Source organism: Nocardia aegles, from assembly GCF_052545135.1.
The window spans coordinates 147,141-170,348 of record NZ_JBQWRI010000010.1 but is presented as its reverse complement, the minus strand read 5'-3'; the positions used below and the strand labels follow the sequence as shown (position 1 = coordinate 170,348).

The following is a 23,208-nucleotide window of genomic DNA, read 5'->3' as shown; positions in this document are numbered from 1 at the left end:
CGATGTCACTCTTCAGGGTGACGACGGCCACCGCGTGCGGAGCACAGGATGAGTGCCGTGCTTCGCTGGAAGATCGTCATCATCGCCGCGCTGCTGCCCGTGGTGAGCGGCTGCGGAGGGCCGCCGAGCCGACACGAGTCGGCGGTCGCCAACCTGGTCGCACAAGCAGACGCCGCGCCCACGCCCCGGCTGGACTGGGCGCCGTGCGCCGAGCCGGAGCTGAGCCGATTGCAATGCGCGACCGCACAGGTGCCGGTGGACTACGCGCACCCCGACGGCCCGACCCTCGGTCTGGCGGTGGTTCGTCAGCAGGCCACCGACCCGCAGCGGCGGATCGGCACGCTGTTCTCCGCGGTCGGCGGGCCAGGCGGGTCGGGACTGCGCTGGGCCGCGCGAGGGGAGATGGTCGGCGGCGAGCTCGCCCGCCGCTTCGACGTGATCACCTTCGACCAGCGTGGCGTCGGCCGCAGCGGGCAGGTGCGGTGTTTCGCCGACACCGAGCAGCAGCGGCGGTTCTGGTCCAGCGTGTTGCTGCCGCCCGTCGACCCGGAGCAGGAGCGCATGGCCGACGCGGCGAGCCGCGCGCTGGCCGCCGGTTGCGCGGCGCACGGCGGCGCGTTGCTCGGGCACCTGACCACCGTCGACGCGGCGCGCGACCTGGACCTGCTGCGCCGGGCCGTCGGCGACCACGAGTTGACCTACGAGGGCGGGTCCTATGCGAGCTATCTGGGTCAGGTGTACGGCGCGCTGTTCGGCGACCGGGTGCGTGCGCTGTACCTGACGTCGATGATCGACCCGGACGCGTATACCAACGACACCCGAAGCGCCATCGAGACCACCGCCGCCGGGACCGAGGAGGTGCTCGGCGAATTCCTGCGGCTGTGCGCGGAGGCGGGCCGGGAGCGCTGCGCCTTCGCGGCGGGTGCCGGCCAGGGCGATTCCGTCGTGCGCGGAGGCGCCGGCGATCCCGGTGGCGCTGCCGATCTGCGCGCTCGCAATAATGCTGTGCTGCAACGTCTTCGCCAGGCACCGCTGGTGGTGGGGACGGGGGAGCGGACGCGGACGGTCACCTATGCCGAAGTGCTGTCATCGCACGCACTGCTGCTGTACGACCCGAACGAGGGCTGGGCCGCCCTGGCCGAGCTGCTCGCCGAACTGGAACGCGGCCCGGCGGGCAATCCCGATGCGGTGCACAAGATCCTGTCGGCCACCGCGCAGCAGGCGGACTTCCTCGACTCGTACACCGCTATTTCCTGTGCCGACAACACATTTACGCGCGACCCCGGCCAATGGCCCACGCTGGCAGCGGATGTGGCGCGGGTCGGTCCCACGTACGGCGCGTTCTGGCTGTGGCTGCACCAGGCGTGCGCCTCCTGGCCGGCTCCGCCCGAGGGATACGCGCAGCGGTACGCCGGGCCGTGGATCCTGCGGTCGGACACCCCGGCTCTGTTGGCCAACAACCGATTCGACCCGGTCACCCCGCTCGGCGCGGCGCGGCGCGCGCAGCAGGAACTGGTGAACGCTCGATTGGTCGTCGTCGAGGGCGGATACGGGCACAGTCTGCTCAGCGAATGCACCCGGAAACTGAGCGAGCGCTATCTGATCGACTTGCAGCTACCGGCCCCCGGGGCGACCTGCCGTGCGGACGAGCTGCCGTTCGAGCGATAGCGAAAACGGATATCTGTTCACAAATCGGGAATACCGGTAATCTGCGCACGCTAAGCCTGATGATGGAAGGTGACCGGTGCGTAGACGTGCCTTGTTCAAGGCGGCTGGCACGGCCGCCCTGCTCGGTGCTGTGGGAACGATGAGGGGGACGGGCGCGGCGTCCGCCGATCCGCTGTGGGAGGGCCTCTTCCGGGCTTGGGTGCCGGAGATCTTCGCCCCGATTCCCGATCCGCCGGAACACTCGCCCGCGATCGTCATCGGTTCGGGCTTCGGCGCCGCGGTGGCCGCGTTGCGTCTGGCCGAGTCCGGGATCGTCACCACTGTGCTGGAACGCGGATCGCGCTGGCCGAACGACCCGTGGCGGGAAATCTTCACCGGCGACGACCTCCCCGACGGCCGTGGCTTCTGGCACCGCACCGACTTCACCGGCGTCACCAAGGTGCCGATGCGTTTCACCAAGTTCGGCGGCGTGCTGGATTGCACCGAATATCCGGGCATCGACGTGTGGCGCGCGGCCGTTGTCGGCGGCGGGTCGGTGATCTTCAGCGGCGCCATGATCGCCCCGCAGCGGCGCTTCTTCGACCACATCTTCGGCGGCACCGTCGACTACGGCGAGATGGAGCGGGTCTACTACCCACGCGTGCGGGAGATGCTGCGGCTGAGCCCGATGCCTGCGGACATCTACAACTCCGCGCCGTTCGCGCACTCCCGCGCCTGGGACGACCAGGTACGCAAGGCCGGCTATCAGCCCCAGCCGAACGACTCGATCTTCAACTGGGACATCCTGCGCGCCGAATTGGCCGGAGCCTCGAGGGCTTCCGCGACGGCGGCCAGGAGCAATCTCGGCAACTCCAACGGCGCCAAGTTCGACCTGAATCAGAACTACCTGGCGTACGCGCAGGGCACCGGCCGGTGCGGAGTCTTCCCCGGTCACCGGGTCGACGCCATAGCGCAGGAATCCGGCGGCCGCTACGCGGTCACGGTCGCGAAGCTGTCGCCGACCGGTGAGGTGTTGTCCACCCGCACGCTCACCTGTGATCGCCTCTTCCTCGGCGCAGGATCGATCGGTACCTCCGAACTGCTGGTCCGCGCGCAGGCCACCGGCGCGCTGCCGAACCTGAACGAGCACGTCGGCGACGGCTGGGGCACCAACGGTGATGTGGTGCTGGCCCGCGGCGCCAGCGCGCTCGCCGGTCACGGCCAAGGCGTGCCGAGCGCGAGCCGGATCTTCGACGAGTCCGCTGTGCCGCTGACCTTGGAGAGCTGGTACATCCCCGGTATTCCGTTCGAGACCGGTGCGCTCGCCTCGCTCGGCATGGTGCTCGACCCCACCCGCACCCGGTTCGGCTACGACCGGGCCACGGACCGGGTCGGGCTGAGCTGGTCGGTCAAGAACCGGGACGACACGGTCGCGCTGGCCCGTGCGGTCGACCACCGGATCGCCGAACGAGCGGACGCCCTCGTCGAGTACGGCGCCCTCGGCTACGACGCGAACGCGGTGTTCACCGCGCACCCACTCGGCGGTGCGGTGCTGGGGCGCGCCACCGACGGCTACGGCCGGGTGCACGGTCACCCCGGTCTCTACGTGATGGACGGCGCCGCGGTACCCGGCAGCACCGGAACGGTCAACCCGTCGCTGACCATCGCCGCACTGGCCGAACGCAATATCGAGGCGATCGTTCGCGCCGGTCGTTGATCGCGCGGTCGCCGGGCGCGTCCGGTGCCGTGCGCGCGGGCATCGCCAACCGTGCCGAGGGGGCTTTCCGCGTACTAATGTCGGCGGCACCGTTCGGCGTGGAAGGGATCCGCAGTGTCCGCTCTTACCCCCAGCTCGGGCATCGAGAGCTCGTCTGTCGAGAGATACGGCCTGGGGGATTCGTCGCACCCGCGGGACTATCCGCGCAAGCCGCCGACGCTGTGGACGGATTTAGTGATGCTGGCGCTGGCCGTCGTGTCGGTAGCGCTGGTCACTTGGATCACGTTCTTTTCGGTCTCCGGGCACACGTACCACACGATCGTGGTGGTCGACTGGTCGGTGTGCGCGGTGTTCGCGCTGGAGTTCCTGTGGCGTTGGCGCCGCGCGGGCTGGTCCTGGACCTTCCCGTTCGTCTATTGGTACGAGATCATCGGCATGATCCCGGTGACCAGCCCGTTCTTCCGCGGCTTCCGGCTGTTGCGCGTCGGGGTGATCCTCGGCAGGCTCGCCCGGGTGGCCGACCGGATGTTCGGCGACCGGGTGACCGCCGCGGTGGTCAACCGCTTCGTGGCGACCATCGTCGACACCATCCGCCGCCCGATGACGATCGCGATGATGGACGAGGTGGCCCAGGTGCTGCGCACCGGCCACTACACCCGCAACATCGCGGCGGCTCTGGAGGAGAACCGCACCGAGCTGGACGAGATGATCCTCGAGTTGATCAAGAAGGATCCGCAGGCGGGCCGGGTGCGTTACCTACCGTTCCACGACGAGATCATCCGGCTGATCGCCGACACGACGTTCCGCATCGTGTTCCAGGTGCTGGAGGATCCGCGCACCGACGAACTCGTCGCGGACATGCTGCGGGAGAACATCGATCAAATTCGCGACGCGGTCCGCGACGGCGTGCGGGTGCCGCCGGCCGCGTCCGGACGCACTGCCGCCGAGGACGGCGTGCGGCATCGCGTCAATCGGGTACCGCGTGCCTGATCGCGTCCCGCGGTTGGGCCAAACGCACGGTCTCCCAAACGATGAGCGCTACCAGGACCGCGCACAGCAGGGCCAGCGCGGCCAGTGCGGGCAGGGCGCAGGCCAACGGGATGAGCGCCGCCAGCACCGCGATCGCGACCACGCGCGGCACCGTGACGGTGCGCGTGGCGTAGTGCTTGAACCCCACCAGCGCGATCAGATACAGCACGACGCCGCCGTAGAGGGCGTAGAGCGGAATCCCGTACAGCGCGTCGGTCAAAGTGTGGTGTGAGGAGTCCCCGACGTAGTAGAGCACCTTCTTCAGACCCAGCGACAGCGCGATGATTCCGACGATCATCGGGAAATGCCAGAAGGTGTAGGAAACCTGCGCGATCTTGATCTGCCGTCGGCCCTCGGCGTGGACGAGTTCGTGCTCCACCGCCAGGGCGGCGACATCGAAATACGCCCACCACAGCAGCCCCGAAATGGCGAGGCCGAGCATCGAGCCGAGCGCGATCGGCCAGGAGATCGGCAGGCCGGCCACGCCGATGCCGATGGAGACGATCGATTCCCCGAGCGCGACGATGATGATCAGTCCGTATCGCTCGACGAAATGGTTGGCCGAATTCAACCGCCAATCGGTGCCCGCGAACAGCGTCCAGAGGTAGTCGCCCGCGATCGCGGCGATCCACAGCGCGATCTGCACGCGACCGGTCGTCAGCGCGGCGACCACGAGCAGCGTGGTGCCGAGGGTGATCGAACCGAGCGCCCAGCGCAGCAACTGGCCGCGCAATTGCGGGTCCTCGGAACTGGCCAGCCAGAACATCCCGAGATGCACCAACCGCACGATCAGATAGGCGACGGCGAAGACCAGCGGGCCGAACCATCCGCCCGCCGCGTCCGCGAACGCTTCGGGGATGGTGAGCGCGGCGAGGAAGGCGCCGCCCATGGCGGCGAACATTCCGACCCGTGCGATGCCCTCGTCGGCGCGGACCACGTTGCCGAGCCAGGAGTAGGCGATCCACAACCACCACATCACCGCGAGGACCAGCAGCGCGCGCACCATGTTCTTCGCGCTGGTTTCCCCGGCGGCCAGGCCGGTGACCATGGTGAACGCGAACACGAGTACCAAGTCGAAGAACAACTCGAGCTGGGTCACCGACGCGCCTTCGGCCGTCGGCTGCAACCGCGCTCGTTTGGGACCGATCATGAGGCTCATCGTCGCACTCCGCTCGATTCCGCCCCGGTTCGCCGCGTCATCCGGAGCGATTTCGCGCAGAGCGTAGCCGTCCGCGCTATACGGGTTGATAGGTCTCCGTTTCGGGGAACCGCCCGGCGAAATCTATGAAGCACTCCACGACCCCCTGGTTGGCCTTGCGGAAACTGCGTTTGAGTAGAAATCCGGGAACCGGGAGGGGCAGATAGAGTTCGACGTGGTACCAGACGTGCGTGCCGTCGACGCTGTCGGACACCTCGAAAAAACCGCCGCCCCGCACGCCCCTGGTGCTGTCGGTGACGATCCAGGAGGACCGGTCGTCGGTCCAATCATATTCCAGCACTTGCAGATCCGAACTGCCGAGTAGCTCCGCCTCGAGGAAGACCCGCCGCGGCCTGCGTCGTGCGTCGCGGGTCGCGACCCGCACGTCGCGGTAGGCGGACGACCATTCCGGAAGCGATTCGACATCCGTCAGGGCGTCCATGACCTGATCGGGATCCGTGTCGATGACGAATCGGATATCCGTCTTGGTGCGCATGGCATACCTCCGACCCCCGGGTGGACAATTCGGGCCGATTGTCTCCGTGATTTGTACGCTGCGTCAACTCGACTGTGCCAGGCCGATTCTCGGCTAACCGGGATAACGTGCCGTTATCTGGTCGAGATCGGCGATCGGCAACCGTGATAGCAACTTCGGTCGGAAGGACCCCGCATGCCGGCGGTCCGCGCGCCTACGATCGGATCCGAATGGGCGCCGATTTCCGGCGCCGTAGGTACGGGCGGGAGGACGTCATGAAATACGCCGAACTGCTTGCACAGGCTCGGGACACGATCACGGTGCGCCGGGTATACGGGGAGCCCTACGAACGCGATGGAGCGATAGTCATCCCCGCCGCCTCGGTCGGGGGCGGCGGTGGCGGCGGCGGTGGCGCCGGGAACAGCGCCGACGGAGACGGGTCCGGGGAAGGCGTGGCGTTCGGCGTGGGCGCGAAGCCCGTCGGCGCCTATGTGCTCCGGGACGGTCGGCTGACCTGGCACCCGGCCGTGGATGTCAACGCGATCATCGCGACGGCGGGCAGGGTGCTGATCGCGGGAATCCTCGCGTTCGCGCTGACCCGCCGCCTGAAGCGACGCGACTGAGCGGCGCGGCGCGAGTACGCCGCCGGCGAGCGCCGGGCCGAGCGGAGGCGAGGTCGTCCAGCGCTCGATCCGGCGCGGCGTTCATTCCGACGTAGCGGGCTCGACGATCGCGTCGGGCCCCGGATACACCAGCGATTCGTGACCGTCGGAGAAACGCACCACGTACGGCGGCGTCCCGTCCGGTCCGCGGACCTCGATGATCTCGGCCAGGTGATCCACTTCGCCCACCACGTGTCCGTGCACGCAGAGTCGATCTCCTACATGTGCGATCATCGCCCCATTATCGACCGCCAGGGCTGCGCGTCACAACCACTCCAGACCACGGCGCGGCTTCGATTCAGTCGGTCGCGCTGCTCACGCGCTCGACCGTGGCTTCGATCAGTGCCCGGCTCCGCTCCTGGTTTCGCGCTCGGCGCCACTCCCGGCCCGCTCAGCTCGCCTCGGTGAGGAACGACAGCCGCACCTGGCGGTCCGGGTTGTCGACATTGAGATCGACCAGCGCGATCGACTGCCAGGTGCCGAGGGCCAGCTTTCCGCCCAGCACCGGGACGGTCGCGTACGGCGGGACGAGGGCGGGCAGCACATGCGAGCGCCCGTGTCCGCGCGAGCCGTGCGCGTGCCGCCACCGGTCGTCGGCGGGCAGCAGATCGCGCAGCGCGGCCAGTAGGTCGTCGTCGCTTCGCGCGCCCAGTTCCATGATCGCGATTCCGGCGGTGGCGTGCGGCACGAAGACGTGCAGCAACCCGTCCCCGCCCACTTCGCGCACGAAGGTCGCGCACTGCGGCGTGATGTCCTGCACCACTTCACTGTGGCCCGTTCGCACCTCGAGCAGCGTGCTCTTCATGCGCCCATCGTCCCCCATCCGCGGCGTGGCGCGTGGGATGATCGGGATCGGATGCGCCTGTGTGCTTTTCCACAAGCCGGGTAGGTAGAAGCAAAACCGCTGGCCTCGGCCGGTACCCTGAATGACTGTTACCAGTTTGTTGTCGATCTTGGAGGACCCTGTCGTGGCTCTCGTGGTTCAGAAGTACGGAGGATCCTCGGTAGCGACCGCCGAGCGGATCCGGCGCGTCGCTGAACGGATCGTGGAGACCAAGAAGCAGGGCCACGACGTGGTGGTCGTCTGCTCCGCCATGGGCGACACCACCGACGAGCTGCTCGATCTGGCCCAGCAGGTGGCGCCGTCGCCGCCGGCCCGTGAGATGGACATGCTTCTCACCTCGGGTGAGCGCATCTCCAACGCGCTGGTCGCCATGGCCATCCACTCGCTCGGCGCGGAGGCCCGCTCGTTCACCGGCTCGCAGGCGGGCGTGATCACCACGGGCGCGCACGGCAACGCGAAGATCATCGACGTGACCCCGGGTCGTGTCCGCGATGCGCTGGACGAGGGGCTCGTCGTGCTGGTCGCGGGCTTCCAGGGCGTGAGCCAGGACAGCAGGGATGTCACCACGCTGGGCCGTGGCGGTTCGGACACCACGGCGGTGGCGCTGGCCGCCGCACTGGGCGCGGACGTCTGCGAGATCTACACCGACGTGGACGGCGTCTTCACCGCCGACCCGCGGATCGTGCCCGACGCGCAGCGGCTCCAGCAGGTCTCCTACGAGGAGATGCTGGAACTGGCGGCCTGCGGCGCCAAGGTGCTGATGCTGCGCTGCGTGGAATACGCCCGCCGCTACAACGTGCCCGTGCATGTGCGCTCGTCCTACACCGACAAGCAGGGCACCTACGTTTACGGATCGATGGAGGACATCCCCTTGGAGCAAGCAATCCTCACCGGCGTCGCGCACGACCGCAGCGAGGCCAAGGTGACCGTGGTCGGGCTGCCGGACGAACCGGGTTATGCCGCCAAGGTATTCCGCGCCGTAGCCGACGCGGAGATCAACATCGACATGGTCCTGCAGAACATCTCGAAGGTCGAGACGGGCAAGACCGACATCACGTTCACGCTGCCCAAGACCGAGGGCGCCCGCGCGGTCGAGATGCTGACCAAGCGCCAGTCCGACATCGGGTTCTCCCAGGTCCTCTACGACGACCACATCGGCAAGGTGTCGCTGGTCGGTGCGGGCATGAAGAGTCACCCCGGCGTCACCGCCACCTTCTGTGAGGCGCTGGCCAAGGCGGGTGTCAACATCGATCTCATCTCCACCTCTGAGATCCGGATCTCCGTGCTGGTCAAGGACACCGAGTTGGACGAGGCGGTCCAGGTGCTGCACAAGGCGTTCGATCTGGGCGGCGACGAGGTCGCGGTGGTCCACGCGGGGACGGGGCGATAAGCATGGGAGTTCGGGTAGGAGTCGTCGGCGCGACCGGGCAGGTCGGCGCCGTGATGCGGAAACTACTGCACGAGCGCAACTTCCCGGCCGACGAGGTCCGGTTCTTCGCCTCGGCTCGTTCGGCGGGCAAGACGCTGCCGTGGCGCGGCCGCGAGATCGTCGTCGAGAACACCGAGACCGCCGATCCGTCCGGCCTGGACATCGCGTTGTTCTCCGCGGGCGCCACCATGTCCCGCGTGCAGGCGCCGCGCTTCGCCGCGGCGGGTGTCGCGGTGATCGACAACTCCTCGGCGTGGCGCAAGGATCCCGAGGTCCCGCTGGTGGTCAGCGAGGTCAACCCGGAGCAGACGCGCAACCTGGTCAAAGGCATCATCGCCAACCCGAACTGCACCACGATGGCGGCCATGCCGGTGCTCAAGCCGCTGCACGACATCGCCGGTCTGCGCCGCTTGATCGTCTCCAGCTACCAGGCGGTTTCCGGCAGCGGCCTGGCCGGTGTCGAAGAGTTGGTGAGCCAGGCTCGCGCGGTGATCGACGAGGCCGAGAAGCTGACCCACGACGGGCGCGCCGTCGACTTCCCCCCGCCGGACAAGTACGTCGCGCCCATCGCGTTCAACGTGCTTCCGCTGGCCGGTTCGCTGGTCGACGACGGCTCGGGCGAGACCGACGAGGATCAGAAGTTGCGCAACGAGAGCCGCAAGATCCTCGGCATCCCGGATCTCGCGGTGAGCGGTACCTGCGTGCGCGTGCCGGTCTTCACCGGCCACTCGCTTTCGGTGAACGCCGAATTCGCCGAGCCGCTCTCGGTCGAGCACGCCAAGGAGATCCTGGCCAAGGCGCCCGGCGTGAAGCTGGTCGACGTGCCGACTCCGCTCGCCGCCGCGGGCGTCGACGATTCGCTCGTCGGCCGCATCCGTCAGGATCCGGGTGTGCCGGACGGTCGCGGGCTCGCGCTGTTCATCTCCGGCGACAACCTGCGAAAAGGCGCGGCGCTCAACACTATCCAGATCGCCGAGGTGCTGCTCAGCGACCGCTGAGACATTCGTCGATCGAACGGGCCGTGGAGTTTTCGCGGCCCGTTCGTCGTTTCCGCGTGCGCGCCCGCGCCCGGCGCGTGGACGATGCTGCCGGTGGAGACGGTCGGCGTCGTATCGCTGATCCCCGCTGCGCTGGTCGCCGAGCAGGGCGGAGGGATCGATCGGCCGCCCACTTCGGGCAGGCGCTTATGGCATGGGTCAGCGGACGCGCAGGCCATCGAAGACGACGGCGAAGGTGCGTTCGCGCTGCGCGGGAGTGGCGGCGGTGCCGTGGGTGGCGAGGAACGCGCCCTTGATGACGCGCATCAGGTCCTCCACCGCGATGTCGGTGCGCACGCCGCCTGCCCGCTGCGCGCGGGTGAGCAGCGTGCCGATGGCCGCGTTGAGTTCGTGCACCGGCCGGAGATATGCCGGGGCGTCCGGGCCGCCGACGGCGTCGACGAGATCGCGCTTGACGCTGCCTTCTGCCACGAGCAGGTCCAGGAAGTCGAAGAACGCGGGCACCGGTTCGGCGGCGTCGGCCGATTCCCTCGCCAGCGCGATGATCCGGTTCACCCGGTCCACGATCGCCGCCTCGAACAGCGCTTCCTTGGTGGGGAAGTGCCGGTAGACGGTGCCCGCGCCGACCCCGGCCCGCCGCGCGATCTCGTCCAGCGGCACCGAGAGCCCTTCCGCCGCGAAGGCTTCCTGCGCGGCTGCCAGGACCCGCTCGCGGTTGCGGCGAGCGTCGGCGCGCAGCGGTCGTCGCTCGGGTTCGGTCACGAGAAGCGAGTCTACTGTTGACAATCGGGGCGCACGTTCCGGATGATAAGCGGGTCTTGCGTTCCGGTTATTTGGAGGTGTGTGATGGCGACCGATCCTTCTGTGCGCAGCCCGCGCGAGCTGGTCGAGCGGTTGTTCGGCGACCTGCGAGCTCGCGATGCGGACGCGTTCGTCGCGCTGCTCGCGCCCGACGCGGTCTTCGAGATCCCGTTCACCATCCCGGGGCTTGCGACCCGATTGGAAGGCCGCGAGGCGATCCGCGCGCATTTGGCGCAGCGGTGGTCGGGGCTTTCCGGAATCGAAGTGCACGCGATTCATCCCCAGGTCTACGAGACCACCGATCCCGAAGTGCTGCTCGTGGAGAACGAGGTCGACATGACCGTCCCCGGTTCCGGTCGCGCCCGGGTGCGCACGTCCGTCAACGTTGTCCGAGTCCGCGACGGCGAAGTAGTGCTGTTCCGCGACTACATGGACACCGCCCGCTTCGCCCGCCTGGCCGCGGGCTGAGTTCCTGCTCGGCGGAACCCCGCTGTCGGCGTGCCTCCGGAACCGATGGCCCTGCTCCAGGCAGTGGTACCATATGTCGTACTGATGGCTGGAGGGATCATGGCTGCTGCGATTACTGCGAGTGAAGCGCGAAAGAACCTGTTCCCCCTGGTCCGGAAGGTCAATGAAGATCACGACACGATCGAGATCGTGTCGAAAGGGGGGAACGCGGTGTTGATGTCCAAAGAGGACTACGACTCACTGATGACGACCGTGGAGCTGTTGAGCGGGCGTGACGGGGCGCGCCTACGCCGATCGATTCAAGAACTCGAAGGTGGCGGCGGCGTCGAACGCGACCTCATCGAATGAAGGTCGTATTCTCCGAATCCGCATGGGAAGAATATTCGGCCTGGCTGCAGCGCGATCGGGTCGTGCTGAAGAAGGTCAACGTGCTGATCAAAGCAATCTTGTGCGATCCGTTCGAAGGTATCGGTAAACCCGAGCCCCTGAAGCACGACTTGTCGGGGTACTGGTCGCGCCGGATCACGCAGGAGCACCGCATCGTCTACCGAGTGGTGGACGATGCGGTCTGGATCGCCAAGGTCGGCAAGCACTACGACTGACCTCGGCGCGGAAAAGGCCTCGCTCCGCGCTGGGCCGGGCTGCTAGCCTGCGCCGATGGCGAATCCTCATCCTCACGTGTATCTCGGCGACCGGATCGTCGCGGCCGAAGCGGCCACGGTGAGCGTCGCATCGTCGGCGGTGTTGTACGGACTCAGTGTCTACACTGTCTTCCCGGTGCACGTGGATGGGGCAGCGCGCACCGCTTTCCGGTTGGACGACCATTTCCGCCGGCTCGAGGAATCCTGCAAGATCATCGGGATCGATGGGTTCGCGGCGGAGTGGGATTACGCGCGGTTCCGTACGGCCGTCGTGGAATTGATCACGGCGAATGCTCCGCGCGAGGACGTTTTCGTGCGGGCGACGGTGCATGTGGTTGAGTCCATTCCGGGCACGCAGGTGCGGGGCTGCGCCATTCGGGTCAGTATGTTCGTCTACGACGCGGTGCCCATCGTCCCGCAGGACGGCATGCGCCTGAAATCCAGTCCGTGGCGGCGCATACCGGACAACGCGATCCCGTCTCGCGCGAAAGTCAATGGCGCCTACGTGAACTCGGTGCTGGCCAAGCAGGACGCGATCGACAGCGGCTACGACGACTGTGTCTTCCTCGACGGTAACGGGCACGTCTGCGAACTCAGCGCGGCGAATATCTTCCTGGTTCGCAACGGCACACTGATCACGCCCGACGTCTCCTGCGACATCCTCGACGGCATCAACCGCAGGACCGTTCTCACCTTGGCGGCCGAAGACGGGATTCCGGTGGTAGAGCGCACCGTCGATCTCACCGAGTTGTACATCGCCGACGAAGTGTTCGTCACCGGCACATCATCCGGTGCCGCGCCGGTGGTCGCGGTGGACGGCCGCCTGGTCGCCGACGGCGTCCCCGGCCCGATCTCCCAGGCACTGCGCAAACGCCACCATGCGGCACTGCGCACCGACGACGTGCACGGCTGGATCGCGGATCTGACCGCGACCCGGTAGCGGGTCGTTCAGCGGATCGCCGGGGTGCGCGGGTCGGGTCCCAGGCAGACCAGGATGGCGCAACCCGGCGGGGTGTCCGCGAACGGCGGATCCAGCGGGTGATTCAGGCAAGCGAACACATTGCAGCCCGGATAGGCGGCGGGACCGAGACCGAACACCGCGATCAGGATGTCCGTGTCGACGAAACGGCGTGGGTCCAGTCGCAGCGGGGGCTCGGCGTACGGGCCCGGGTCGGGTACCGGCCGGTCGTAGAACGCGTCGAATACTTTGCGGAAGAACTCGTAGGGCAATTCCTGGGTGTTCTGCACGACTCCGGACACGCCTTGGCTGCTGACGTTCCCGAAGACGCCGGTCCACACCACCGTGAGGTCGAGACTGGGTATGACGAAGACGTTCTGCATGCCGAGGCCTGCCATCGCGTAGACGTCGCCCGGCAGGAAGTCGGCGATCTCGGCGCAACCGCCCCCGAGCCAGAACAGGTACCCGTAGCACGCGTTCGTCGGTGAGGGCGTGCGCGCCTTGCGCAGGTAGGCACGGGAGACGATCTGCTGTTCGCCCCAGCGCCCGTCGTTGCTCACCAGGAGTCCCAGCTTCGCGAAGTCGTTCGGCGGGATCATCAGGTGTGCGTAGCCGTAGGTATGCCCGGAGCGGTCCTGAGCCCAGTAGTAGTCGCTGCGAGGAATCCCGAGCGGATCGAACAATTCCCGCTGCGCGAACTGTTGCAGAGGTTCGGCGACGGCCAGCTCCAGCACGTAGGACAAGAGGTCGACATTGCGCTGGCTGTAGGTGAAGACGGTGCCCGGCGGGTTGTCCAGCGGCACGCCCAGCGCCTGCACCGCGCTGTCGGGGTCGACCGGGATCACACCGGTGACGCCCTCGGTCAGCACGCCTACCCGCATGCCCGAGGTCTCGGTGAGCAGATTCTCGACGGTGATCGACCGGTGCTGCGCATCACCGAGTCCGGTGGGCAGATAGCGGTCGATGGGCGCGTGGAGATCGAGTTTTCCCTGGTCCCAGGCCATTCCGGCCAGGAGCGAGACGATGCTCTTGGTCGCGCTCCAGATGTTCCACGCCACATTGCCGCTCTGGGCGTTCGTCGGCCCCTCGCCGATGAGGCAGTTGTGCCGGAACACCTGCACGTTGAAACGGTTTCGACCGGCCGCGAAGGTCAGCGCGTCCCGCAGCTTCGCGGAATCCAAGCCGACTTGCTCCGGCGCCGCCCGCTCCAGATCGCGCCCCGAGGTGACCGCGCAGCGCAGCTCGTCGCCGGTCGCGGCGACCGCGCTTCCGGCGAAGACATTGCCCGCCACCAGCGAAACCGCCGCGATTCCCGCCAGGAATCCACCGAAACGCCCCATGCGCAAAAGGCTAGCGTCCTTCGGCCTGTTCACGCGGTTAACAGGCGGGGAACTGGACGTCTGATATTCGCAACGAGACGCTGACCGGACAGGGTCGTTCGCTGGGTGTGTGCGGTAAGGACGGCACAAGCGGTGTCGATGCCGAGTCGGGCGCGCGGAGCTGTTGCGGGTCGGATGATCCGGCCGACTGCGCCGGATCCGGCTCTCGCGCCGTTCGCCATGCTCGGGCGCGGACGGCCCGCCGCGCGACCGTTTCGGCGGTGGCATTTGCCCGATGTCTCCAGCGCGGCCGGTCCAGGAGGCGGCCGACGCCGACTTCTAGCGGTAGCGCTTCCCCAACACATACAGCGCCGCGCCGATGATCAGTGCGCCGAGCCCGGTGAGAACCGAGCCGAGCGGCAACGCGAATCCGACGACGACGCATCCCACCGCACCGACCATGGGAATCCACCGGGGCGGCCGATTCTCCTCGGCGGTCAGTGTGGTGGCGGAGATGTTGGCGATCAAGTAGTAGAAGAGCACCGTGAAGGAGGAGAACCCGATGGCCGCGCGCACATCGAAGAGCGCCGCGACCATGGCGACGAGCGCGCCGACCACCAGTTCGGCGCGGTGCGGCACCCCGAACCGCGGATGCACGGCGGCGAGCGCGCCCGGCAGATAGCGGTCCCGCGCCATGGCCAGCACCGTGCGGGATACGCCGAGGATCAGGGCGAGCAGCGATCCGGCCGCCGCGACCACCGCGCCGATCCGTACCACCGGCGCGGTAGCCGCAACCCCCGCCGCGCCGACCATTCGCGCGAGCGGGTCGGTCGCCTCGGCCAGTCCGGCGGAGCCGAGCACACTCAGCGTCGCCACCGCGACCAGCGTGTAGACCGCGAGCGCGAGTGCGAGCGCGATCATGATGGCGCGGGGGATGGTGCGTCGCGGTTCGCGCACCTCCTCGCCGAGCGTGGCGATGCGCGCGTACCCCGCGAACGCGAAGAACAGCAGTCCCGCCGCGGTGAGCACGTCGCGCGGACCGATCCGGCCGGGTAGGGCGGTTGCCGCCGAATGCGTTCCGAACAGCCCGATCACGATCACCACGGCGAGCACCGTGAGCACCACCGCGACGATCACCCGAGTCGCGAACGCCGACTTCTGCACGCCCGTGTAATTGATCGCGGTGATCGCCACCACCGCGCCCACCGCCACGGCGTGTGCCTGCTCGGGCCAGGCATAACTACCGACCGTCAACGCCATCGCCGCGCAAGAGGCCGTCTTGCCCGCGACGAACCCCCACCCGGCGAGATACCCCCAGAACCGTCCGAGCCGCTCACGCCCGTACACATACGTGCCGCCGGAAACGGGATACCGCGCCGCCAGCCGCGCCGACGACGTCGCATTGCAATACGCCAGTACCGCCGCCACCGCGAGCGCCACCAGCACCCAACTCCCGGCCGCAGCCGCCGCAGGCGCGAGCGCCGCGAATATCCCCGCCCCCACCATCGCCCCCAACCCGATGACCACCGAATCGACCAGCCCGAGCCTTCGACGCAAGGTCCCATCCAGCGAAGCCATAACCGAATCCTCCCGCACCACCCCCACCCCCGCAGCGCGACTCCGCGAGACGCGACAGCGCCGCCAGGTTGCAATGACCTGGCGGCGCCGTGGTGTAGTAGTCGTCGACGTCCCACAAGCGCCTCTCGGCGAGTGGTCGCTCGTAGCGACAAAGGGTGCGGCCCGGGGCTGTCCGGACGTCGACAGGGGGTTCAACCACATAGTGCCGGAACCTATTCCGACCGGAATTTGTGACGCTCGCCACGTCCGGCCTCGGTCGGCCCGGTGCGGCGAGCTGCGAGGGCGATCGAGGCATCGGCTTCTCGCCGGACAAGATGCTGCGCGGCCGGGTATTCGCCTACGCGGACGCGCACCGCTCCCGGATCGGTACGAACTACGCGCAGCTGCCGCCGAACCAGGCCAGGGCGGCGGAAGTGAACTCCTCCTCCAAGGGGTCGCCATGCGGTACCACTACAACGACCCGAATGTGCCGGTGTACGCGCCCAATTCGTTCGGCGGACCGCACGCCGGCCCGGAACAGGCGCCGGACGACGGCATCTGGGACTTCGATCCGACCATCGTGCGGGCCGGCTACATCCAGCACGCCGAGGACGGCGGCTTCACCCAGGCGGACACCACGCGCAGCGGGAACGGTTGGTGGACAACATGGTCGGCCACGTACTCGGCGGCGTCCGAGAGCCCGTGCTGAGCTGGGTATTCCACTTGGAAAAACGTGGACGCCGAACTCGGCAGGTCGAGGGGGCGTGCGCGCCGGGCTCGACAACTCGCGGGCCTGAGTAATCCGCATCGAAGGCAGGTGTGCGCGGCGCCGAGCACCTGCCTTCGGCGTGTCCGGCCGATCAAGTTTGCCCGGTAGGTGCTCGGGTGCCAGAGTGATGGCATGTCTCGGCTGACACGCGATTACCGGGTGGCGCTGGCCGCCGCGTTGGCGCTGCTGGCCGGTTGCGGTGCGGAAACCGGTGCGGCGCAGCCGGAGACGATCACGCCGAGCGGCGAGGCCGGGCCCGCCGCGAACGTGAGAGTGGCCGACCTGGAGGCTCGGTACGGGGCACGGGTCGGGTTGTTCGCGGTGGACACCGGCACCGGTAGAACGGTGACCCATCGCGCCGACGAGCGTTTCCCGTTCCTGTCCACCTTCAAGACGCTCGCGGCTGCCGCGGTGCTGCGTGCACATCCGCTCGACACCGGCTACTTCGATCAGGTGGTCCGCTTCCACGAGGCGGACTTGGTCGACAACTCGCCGGTGACCAGCGCCGAGGTGGCCGGCGGGATGACCCTGGCGCGCGTGGCCGAGGCCGCGATCACCCGCAGCGACAACACGGCGGGCAACCTGCTGCTACGTGATATCGGTGGCCCGGAGGGGCTCACGGCGTTCCTCCGCACGCTCGGTGATCCGACGAGCAGGCTCGACCGCTGGGAAACCGAACTGAACACCGCGATTCCCGGCGACGAACGCGACACCACCACCGCGGCCGCGCTGGCCGCGGACTACCGCGCCTTGGCGCTGGGTGACGCGCTCGGCGCGCGGGAACGCGACCAGCTGGTCGCCTGGCTGAAAGCCAACACGACCGGTGACAAGCGCATCCGCGCGGGATTGCCCGCCGATTGGGTCACCGGCGACAAGACGGGCACCGGCGCCTACGGCTCCGCCAACGACGTCGCGATCGTGTGGCCGGAGGGCGGCCGGGCGCCGATCGTGATCGCGATCCTGAGCCGCAAACCGGACGCGGACGCCGGGGTCGACAACGACCTGCTGGTGGAAGTGGCGAAGGTGGTCGTAGACCGGCTCCGGTGACCTGCCCGGGAGCCGCGTTCCCGCTCGCCTGTCACTTCGACTCGCCGATCGGTCCGGGTGTCACTGGTCGGGCGTCTCCGTCAAGGCGGACTCGGACACCCTGGCGACCTCCATGTCGATCTCCTGGATCTGGAGTGTCACGCCGTCCGGGTCGACGACCCGCAAGCTGCGACCGAAGTCCTCGTCGTGGATCTCGTAGTCGTAGCCATGCTCGCGCAGCCGGCTCGCGACCGCCTCCAACTTCTCGTCGGTCGCGAACCCGAGCTCGACGAATCCGGCCGGGCGTCCTTTCGACACCCTGAAGTCGTGCAGCCCGACCGCGCCCGCGTCGCCCGAAAGCTGCGCCCAGATGTCGAGACTCGCTGTCGGATCGAGCGCCAGCCCGAGACCGGCGTAGAACTTCCGGCACGCTTCCACATCCGCGACGTACCTGATGGGCAGGACAGTAAGCATCATGACTCCTTCTCGGATCGGGTGAACCGAGTATCGAGCGATGCCCGGGGTCGTGGCCTCCCCGGTCGCGGCATACGCCGGAATCCGACACGCGATGCGGTCGACGGTGCGGATTCGGTCACGGCGGTGGGTACGAATGCTTGGCGCCCGCCCACGTGGCGGAGCGGATAACGACGAGTTGTAGTAGACCTGGCCGGATCAGGCGGCCAGGCTCGATCACCTACAGCAGGCCCCACCAGTAGAACAGGCTGGCCAGAATCCAGACCACCACGGTTTCCATCGTCGCTCCCAATCTTCTTGGCGCACTTATGACCATCATCCCGCGATCCGCGGCAGGGCGGTAGGCGCATGCCGGGTCACCGCTTGGTAAACCCGCTCACCCGCGATTGCGATCTTGCAAGGTGTTCTTAAGAGCGCGCCAAGCCCGTGCCTGCATTGTTTTTCTCGCGGGAGGGACATACCCAGCACCGCAGGTGCGAACCGAGCAGCGACCTGTCTCGAGGGGTGACAGGTCGGGGTCTCGGGGATGGTGTCCGCCGGGGCCGGTCTACGAGGGGTGGCCGGCCCCGGCGGACGCGGGACGCGGAGCGGTCGCTCGCGCCGGCTCTTCCTGGAGCTGACCGGCAACGAGACGGTGTTGCGGCTGCCGAAGGTAACCCACGGGTGTGCGGCGCCGGGTCCGATGCGAAGCAGGAGCGGCTGGGCCGGTCGTCGAGGGATCGGCCGGCCGACCTGGAACGTGTTCTATACAATTTGCCGGTTTTGTCGTGCGGTGTTGTCGACCGGAGCCGCGCGGGGCCCCGGTCGAAACGTCGGCCGCCGGCTCAGACGGTCGCCGCCGAGTAGTCGGGCAGATCGTAGGTCTCGGTCTTGCTCAGCATCCGCATCACGAGCGGTCGCATCGCCTTCGACGTCATCAGCTTGCTGATGGCGTGGCCCGCGCGGATGCCGAAGCGGGATTTGGGCGTCATGGCGTTGAGGCCGCCCGGCTGCAACTGCTGGGCCGTCTTCACGAAGGGGCGCAGCACCTCTTCGTAGCGGGCCAAGCCCTGCCCGGGGTCGTCGGCGTGCGCGGCGAGTTCACCGGCGAGCACGTACGCGCCCACCAGGGCCATCGCGGTGCCCTGCCCGGTGAGCGGGGAACCGCAGTACCCGGCGTCGCCGAGCAACACCACCCGGCCCTGTACCCAGCTCGGCATGTCGATGCGGGCCAGCTCGTCGAAATAGAAGTCCGGCGCCTCGGGCATCGCCGCCGAGATGCGAGCCGACTCCCAGCCGCCGCCGGCCAGCCGCTCGCGGATGAACCGCTGCTGGGCCGTGACGTCGCGCCGCAAGGCGGGGTCCGCCGCCGCGCGGAGCACGACAAGTGCTTTGCAGGTGGCCGGGTCGGCGTCGGGGCGGATGCCCAAGCCGGTGCCGCCGATCAGCGAATGCATCGTGAACCAGTGTGGCTCCAGGTCTTCCGGGCGCTGAAGTGTGAAGAACGACATGTATCCACCCAGATAGGTCGCGAACCGCTCCTCGGGACCGAAGACCATCGCGCGGGTGGCGGAGTGCAGCCCGTCCGCGCCGATCACGATATCGAATCGTTCGGCCGCGCCGGAGGCGAAGGTCACCTCGACGCCCGCGTCGTCCTGTCCGATCTCGGTGATCCACTCGCCGTAGCGGTAGTCGACGCCGCCTTCGGCGCCGAGCAGGTCGAGCAGCACCTGGTTGAGATCCCCTCGAGTGATCTCGATTTCGGCGACCGCGCCCTTGCCCTCGAAGAGTTCGGAGGACATGCGGAGAATTTCGCGGCCGGCGTCGTCGACGTACTTCATGCCGCGCTCGTCGAGCTGATACTCGCGGATGCCCGGCATCATGCCCATCCGCTCGGCGACCTCGTGACTGGGTCCGCGCAGGTCGACAGCCTGCCCGCCGGGTCGCGGCGCCGCGGCGCGCTCCACCACGGTGGCCCGGATGCCGGACCGGAGCAGTTGCAGCGCAACGGCATTGCCGGCGATGCCGCCGCCTGCGACGAGCACGCGGAGCTGGCTGCTGATGGACTTGGCGCTCATGACTTTCCTCGACTCCCATCGGTGGGCTTGATCAAACGTCTCAGACATATGTCTAACATGCGGTGGCACGGATGTCTAGCACAAATGTATAAGCGGCTTCGAACGACAAAGGCCCATGGCGGCGAGGAGATCTCGCGGCCATGCGCGGTACCCGGGGTGAAACGCAATCCGCCGCAGGCTCGACAGAGTCATCGGGTCGGTCGTCCATCAGCGAATCATCAAGGAGACGGTATGAAGCGCAGAACGAAGTTCGCCGGAGCACTCGCCGCCGCGGCGGTGGCGACCCTTGTGGCGGCCGGTAACGCCCAGGCCGACCCGGGCACGGTCTACTTCTCGGCGGGCAGCACGAACTGCGCGATCTTCGCAAACGGCTCCGTCGGCTGTGATTTCGGCTATCCCCAGCACCTGAGCTACTACGTCGGCGGCACCTACATCCCGGTGCCGGTGACGGTGAGCGAGATCGTGATCGACCAGGGCTGGCTGCCCGCGCATCCCACCTTCGACCCCGCTACGCCGTACACCCTGCCGGGTGGCAATCCGAGGATCGAGGACGTGAAGACCGGCTCGGGACAATGGGGCCCGATCATCGAATACGCGGGGGCGTCGTGCCAGGTCGGCTTCCACGGCAGCTTCACCTGCCAGGCGCTGGGCCGGGGATTCAGTTCCTACGGCAGCACGGTTACCGCCTGAGCGTCCGACCGGCGCGCTCGCCGAGCGCGGGCGCGCCGGTCCCGGTGCGCGGCTACCGGCCGCCCGCGCCGTCGAGCCGGATGATCTGGGCGTTCACCGTGCTCGCCGCCGCACCGGCCAGATAGGCGACCACCGCGCTCGGCTCGGTCGGGCCCATCGCGGCGATGGCGGTCTCGAGTTCCGCGTTGCCGGTTGTGCCGACGCCGTAGCTGACCGTGTTGACGGTGATCCGCCGGGGCGCGAAGTCGGGTGCCACGGCCTGGCCGAGCTGCTCGACCGCGCCGCGCGTCGCGTCGTGCACCGCGCCGCCCGGGTTCGCCGGATCACAAACGGTGATGACCCGGCCTTCGTCGGCCAGGTGCTGCAAGGCCAGCTGCAGGCCGTGGAAGACGCCCTTCACCGTCGCGGCGAAACCGCTGTCGAACGCCTCCGAACTGAGCTTCGGGAACGGCTCGGACTCCGGCACCGCCGCGGTGCTGACCAATACGTGCCACCCTCCGCAATCCTGGAGCAGCGCCTGCACCAGCTCCTCGTATTCGTCCCGATCGGCGACATCCGCCGCGAGTGCCAGCGCGGCGCCGCCCGCCTCGGTGATCTCCTTGACCACGTCCGCGGCGGGCTCCGGGAAATGTGGATGGTGCACCACGACCTGAGCGCCTTGCGCGGCAAGCGTTTTCGCGATCGACCTGCCTAATCCGGTGTAGGCCGCCGTGACCAGCGCGGTCTTCCCGGACAGTGGTCTGTCCGCGGGCGCGCCGTCGACGGGCTTGCTCATCTGCTGACCTTTCGTCGATTGCGGGAATTCGGTTTCAGCGATGATATTCCCGCATGCGGTCGGACCAACCTACGAAGGTCCGTCGGCCGCCATCGTGTCCGGTTCGCCGGCAACGGCGAGTGGCCGCGACGGCCGCGGGCCGGGGTAGCGCGGAATGAATGCCGAAGTCTGGTCGCGCGCAGGCATAGAAGCGGTTCCGTGCGTCCGGATGCACTGTAGCGGGCAAGCATGTGCCGAGGCTACGCATCCGGGTCGGCATTGCTCGCGAAACTGCGCTGGCGCAGCGATGAATTCGATATCGGCAGACGCGGGCGACGACTTGCCCGCCCGCGGGTTCGGACGCACAGCCGAGGCGATCCGCCTCGAGTACCGGGACGAAGGGCTGAGACGCCGATCGGCATCCGCACTGCTCCGGTCGTTCCCGGCAACGGAGAAGGCCCCCGACCAATGCTGGTCAGGGGCCTTCCCGTCGTCTCAACCACGAGTCGGGGTGACAGGATTTGAACCTGCGACCTCTTCGTCCCGAACGAAGCGCGCTACCAAGCTGCGCCACACCCCGTGAAGCGGACCTGGAGTAGCTTACAACAGGGCTGCCCGAGACGTTAAACCGGCAGGTCAGTCACCCTGCGAGGGGGCGAATGCTGGTGAAGATGCGCTTGGCGGTATCGGCGTCGAGCGCGTGCGGGACGCCCGTGTCGGCGGCGATCACCATGACGAAGTTGCCCTGGTCGTTGGGGAACGCGGCGGTGTAGACGGAGTACGCCTTCGCGCAGCCGGGCTTGGCGTCGGCGACGGTGCCCTTGGTCTCCACGAACATGCCGTGCTGCGACCCGTCCAGCGACGCCAGCGGCATGGGCAGACCGGGTGTGCCGCCGGGCGTCGCCTTGTAGGCGAGCGTGGCGGTTCTCGTGCCGAGTTCGGTGGCCGCTTTCCCCGGGTCGGAGGTGCTGGAGCCGGTGAGGAAGGCTACGGTCCGAGTCGAGCCGGGGCAGTAGCCTTTGCCCTCACTGGCCAAGCCTTTGCCCGCGACGGCGTTCGGTGGCTCGCCGAAACCTCCGATGGTGCCCTGCGGCGCGACCGTCCAGTCGGCGGGCACATCGTAGGCGGCGCCGCTGTCGGGTGCTCGGACGACCTGATAGCCGGGCACAACCGGAGTTGTGTCGCCGGAACCCCGCGCGGTCGTCGTCGGAGCGGATCTGGTCGTAGTCCGGGCGGCGCCCGCGGTGGGGCTGGTGGCGGTAGTGCGCGCGTCCACCAGCGACGGCTCGGCGCCCTGGGCGGATTGGTCGGTCCTCATCCTCGTCAGGGCCACCGCCCCGGCCACGAGACCGGTCACCAACAGCGCCGCCAGGCCGGCCAGGAGGACGTTTTTCCCGCCCTTGCTTGCGCCCGGAGGGTTCGGCGGCGGTCCACCGAATCCGCCCTGCGGAGGGTAGCCAGGTTGAAATCCGCCTTGCGGCGCCGTGCCGTGCTGCCCGGGGCCGCCGCCGGGTTGCCACGGCAAGGTCTGCGCCGGTTGGCCGAACCCGTTCGGGCTCGGATAGCCGAGCAGGGTGGGCGCCGAATCGCCGGATTCCGGCGGGGAACTCGGCCCGCGGTGACCCAGGGCGGCAGTTTGGTCGAGCGCACCGAGCGGCTGCCCGAACATGGTCGGATCGGTACGCCCACGTGCGC

The 23,208-nt window shown here is 68.2% G+C and carries 23 protein-coding genes, 1 tRNA gene and 1 pseudogene; 13 read left to right on the top strand and 12 right to left on the bottom strand.

The annotated features are described in order from the left end of the window. Positions 1 to 48 precede the first annotated feature (48 nt). The 3 genes from ACT89H_RS24690 (at position 49) to ACT89H_RS24680 (ending at position 4,354) form a co-directional block, all read left to right on the top strand. Positions 49 to 1,668: an alpha/beta hydrolase gene (locus tag ACT89H_RS24690; protein ID WP_445111023.1), complete on the top strand. Its 1,620-nt coding sequence runs from the start codon at positions 49 to 51 to the stop codon at positions 1,666 to 1,668. Between the two features lie 76 nt (positions 1,669 to 1,744). Continuing rightward, a complete protein-coding gene (locus ACT89H_RS24685) occupies positions 1,745 to 3,364 on the top strand; it encodes a GMC oxidoreductase (RefSeq protein WP_445111022.1) in 1,620 nt (539 codons plus the stop codon). Between the two features lie 114 nt (positions 3,365 to 3,478). Continuing rightward, entirely contained in the window at positions 3,479 to 4,354 is an 876-nt protein-coding gene (locus ACT89H_RS24680) for an ion transporter (protein WP_445111021.1), read from the top strand. Here the strand turns inward: ACT89H_RS24680 and ACT89H_RS24675 are convergent. Both ACT89H_RS24675 and ACT89H_RS24670 read right to left on the bottom strand, forming a co-directional pair. After that, entirely contained in the window at positions 4,332 to 5,543 is a 1,212-nt protein-coding gene (locus tag ACT89H_RS24675; RefSeq protein WP_445111060.1) for a low temperature requirement protein A, read from the bottom strand. The two genes, ACT89H_RS24680 and ACT89H_RS24675, sit on opposite strands and share 23 nt — an antisense overlap. An 85-nt stretch (positions 5,544 to 5,628) precedes the next feature. Beyond that, a complete protein-coding gene (locus ACT89H_RS24670) occupies positions 5,629 to 6,087 on the bottom strand; it encodes an SRPBCC family protein (protein WP_445111020.1) in 459 nt (152 codons plus the stop codon). 209 nt (positions 6,088 to 6,296) lie between these two features. Here ACT89H_RS24670 and ACT89H_RS24665 point away from each other — a divergent pair, with 209 nt between their 5' ends. Further along, on the top strand, positions 6,297 to 6,689 hold the full coding sequence (locus ACT89H_RS24665) for a spore germination protein GerW family protein (RefSeq protein WP_445111019.1): 393 nt from the start codon (positions 6,297 to 6,299) through the stop codon (positions 6,687 to 6,689). An 81-nt stretch (positions 6,690 to 6,770) separates the two neighbouring features. Here ACT89H_RS24665 and ACT89H_RS24660 read toward each other — a convergent pair whose 3' ends face one another. Next, positions 6,771 to 6,962 (bottom strand): DUF1918 domain-containing protein, encoded by a 192-nt coding sequence (locus ACT89H_RS24660; RefSeq protein WP_039794508.1) that lies wholly within the window; start codon positions 6,960 to 6,962, stop codon positions 6,771 to 6,773. A 157-nt stretch (positions 6,963 to 7,119) separates the two neighbouring features. After that, a complete protein-coding gene (locus tag ACT89H_RS24655) occupies positions 7,120 to 7,533 on the bottom strand; it encodes a secondary thiamine-phosphate synthase enzyme YjbQ (protein ID WP_445111018.1) in 414 nt (137 codons plus the stop codon). A 163-nt stretch (positions 7,534 to 7,696) separates the two neighbouring features. Between ACT89H_RS24655 and ACT89H_RS24650 the strand changes: the two genes are divergently transcribed. Together ACT89H_RS24650 and ACT89H_RS24645 are read left to right on the top strand one after the other, a co-directional pair. Then, entirely contained in the window at positions 7,697 to 8,962 is a 1,266-nt protein-coding gene (locus tag ACT89H_RS24650) for an aspartate kinase (protein ID WP_445111017.1), read from the top strand. Between the two features lie 2 nt (positions 8,963 to 8,964). After that, on the top strand, positions 8,965 to 9,999 hold the full coding sequence (locus ACT89H_RS24645; protein ID WP_445111016.1) for an aspartate-semialdehyde dehydrogenase: 1,035 nt from the start codon (positions 8,965 to 8,967) through the stop codon (positions 9,997 to 9,999). Positions 10,000 to 10,197: 198 nt separating this feature from the next. Here the strand turns inward: ACT89H_RS24645 and ACT89H_RS24640 are convergent, their stop codons facing one another. Then, complete coding sequence (locus ACT89H_RS24640) at positions 10,198 to 10,761, bottom strand: TetR/AcrR family transcriptional regulator (RefSeq protein ID WP_445111015.1); 564 nt, start codon at positions 10,759 to 10,761, stop codon at positions 10,198 to 10,200. A gap of 84 nt (positions 10,762 to 10,845) precedes the next feature. On the opposite strand from ACT89H_RS24640, the gene ACT89H_RS24635 reads away from it, so the two are divergent. The 4 genes from ACT89H_RS24635 to ACT89H_RS24620 all read left to right on the top strand — a co-directional run bounded on the left by ACT89H_RS24635 (position 10,846) and on the right by ACT89H_RS24620 (position 12,849). Then, the gene (locus tag ACT89H_RS24635) at positions 10,846 to 11,268 is read left to right on the top strand and encodes a nuclear transport factor 2 family protein (RefSeq protein WP_445111014.1); all 423 of its coding nucleotides are present in this window, start codon (positions 10,846 to 10,848) and stop codon (positions 11,266 to 11,268) included. Positions 11,269 to 11,367: 99 nt separating this feature from the next. Continuing rightward, entirely contained in the window at positions 11,368 to 11,616 is a 249-nt protein-coding gene (locus tag ACT89H_RS24630) for a type II toxin-antitoxin system Phd/YefM family antitoxin (protein ID WP_043718282.1), read from the top strand. After that, positions 11,613 to 11,870 (top strand): Txe/YoeB family addiction module toxin, encoded by a 258-nt coding sequence (locus tag ACT89H_RS24625; RefSeq protein ID WP_445111013.1) that lies wholly within the window; start codon positions 11,613 to 11,615, stop codon positions 11,868 to 11,870. Before ACT89H_RS24630 ends, ACT89H_RS24625 begins: the two co-directional genes overlap by 4 nt. A gap of 55 nt (positions 11,871 to 11,925) precedes the next feature. After that, positions 11,926 to 12,849, top strand: a complete 924-nt coding sequence (locus tag ACT89H_RS24620; protein ID WP_445111012.1) for an aminotransferase class IV — start codon at positions 11,926 to 11,928, stop codon at positions 12,847 to 12,849. An 8-nt stretch (positions 12,850 to 12,857) separates the two neighbouring features. Here ACT89H_RS24620 and ACT89H_RS24615 read toward each other — a convergent pair whose 3' ends face one another. Then, on the bottom strand, positions 12,858 to 14,207 hold the full coding sequence (locus ACT89H_RS24615) for a serine hydrolase domain-containing protein (RefSeq protein ID WP_445111011.1): 1,350 nt from the start codon (positions 14,205 to 14,207) through the stop codon (positions 12,858 to 12,860). A 318-nt stretch (positions 14,208 to 14,525) separates the two neighbouring features. Beyond that, a complete protein-coding gene (locus tag ACT89H_RS24610; protein ID WP_445111010.1) occupies positions 14,526 to 15,764 on the bottom strand; it encodes an APC family permease in 1,239 nt (412 codons plus the stop codon). Between the two features lie 290 nt (positions 15,765 to 16,054). Here ACT89H_RS24610 and ACT89H_RS24605 point away from each other — a divergent pair. Beyond that, positions 16,055 to 16,620 (top strand): annotated as a pseudogene (locus tag ACT89H_RS24605) (catalase); the annotation flags it as partial. A 24-nt stretch (positions 16,621 to 16,644) separates the two neighbouring features. After that, the gene (bla, locus tag ACT89H_RS24600; RefSeq protein ID WP_445111009.1) at positions 16,645 to 17,559 is read left to right on the top strand and encodes a class A beta-lactamase; all 915 of its coding nucleotides are present in this window, start codon (positions 16,645 to 16,647) and stop codon (positions 17,557 to 17,559) included. A gap of 60 nt (positions 17,560 to 17,619) precedes the next feature. Here bla and ACT89H_RS24595 read toward each other — a convergent pair whose 3' ends face one another. After that, positions 17,620 to 18,015, bottom strand: coding sequence for a VOC family protein (locus tag ACT89H_RS24595; protein ID WP_445111008.1), 396 nt, complete (start codon positions 18,013 to 18,015; stop codon positions 17,620 to 17,622). 821 nt (positions 18,016 to 18,836) lie between these two features. Further along, entirely contained in the window at positions 18,837 to 20,069 is a 1,233-nt protein-coding gene (locus ACT89H_RS24590) for an FAD-dependent monooxygenase (protein WP_445111007.1), read from the bottom strand. A gap of 231 nt (positions 20,070 to 20,300) precedes the next feature. On the opposite strand from ACT89H_RS24590, the gene ACT89H_RS24585 reads away from it, so the two are divergent. Continuing rightward, complete coding sequence (locus ACT89H_RS24585) at positions 20,301 to 20,759, top strand: hypothetical protein (RefSeq protein WP_445111006.1); 459 nt, start codon at positions 20,301 to 20,303, stop codon at positions 20,757 to 20,759. A gap of 52 nt (positions 20,760 to 20,811) precedes the next feature. On the opposite strand, the gene ACT89H_RS24580 is transcribed toward ACT89H_RS24585, so the two are convergent. The 3 genes from ACT89H_RS24580 to ACT89H_RS24570 all read right to left on the bottom strand — a co-directional run bounded on the left by ACT89H_RS24580 (position 20,812) and on the right by ACT89H_RS24570 (position 23,182). Beyond that, positions 20,812 to 21,534: an SDR family NAD(P)-dependent oxidoreductase gene (locus ACT89H_RS24580; RefSeq protein WP_445111005.1), complete on the bottom strand. Its 723-nt coding sequence runs from the start codon at positions 21,532 to 21,534 to the stop codon at positions 20,812 to 20,814. A 485-nt stretch (positions 21,535 to 22,019) separates the two neighbouring features. Further along, positions 22,020 to 22,093: transfer RNA gene (locus ACT89H_RS24575), tRNA-Pro, on the bottom strand. Between the two features lie 60 nt (positions 22,094 to 22,153). Next, complete coding sequence (locus tag ACT89H_RS24570) at positions 22,154 to 23,182, bottom strand: DUF8017 domain-containing protein (RefSeq protein ID WP_445111004.1); 1,029 nt, start codon at positions 23,180 to 23,182, stop codon at positions 22,154 to 22,156. Positions 23,183 to 23,208 lie beyond the last annotated feature (26 nt).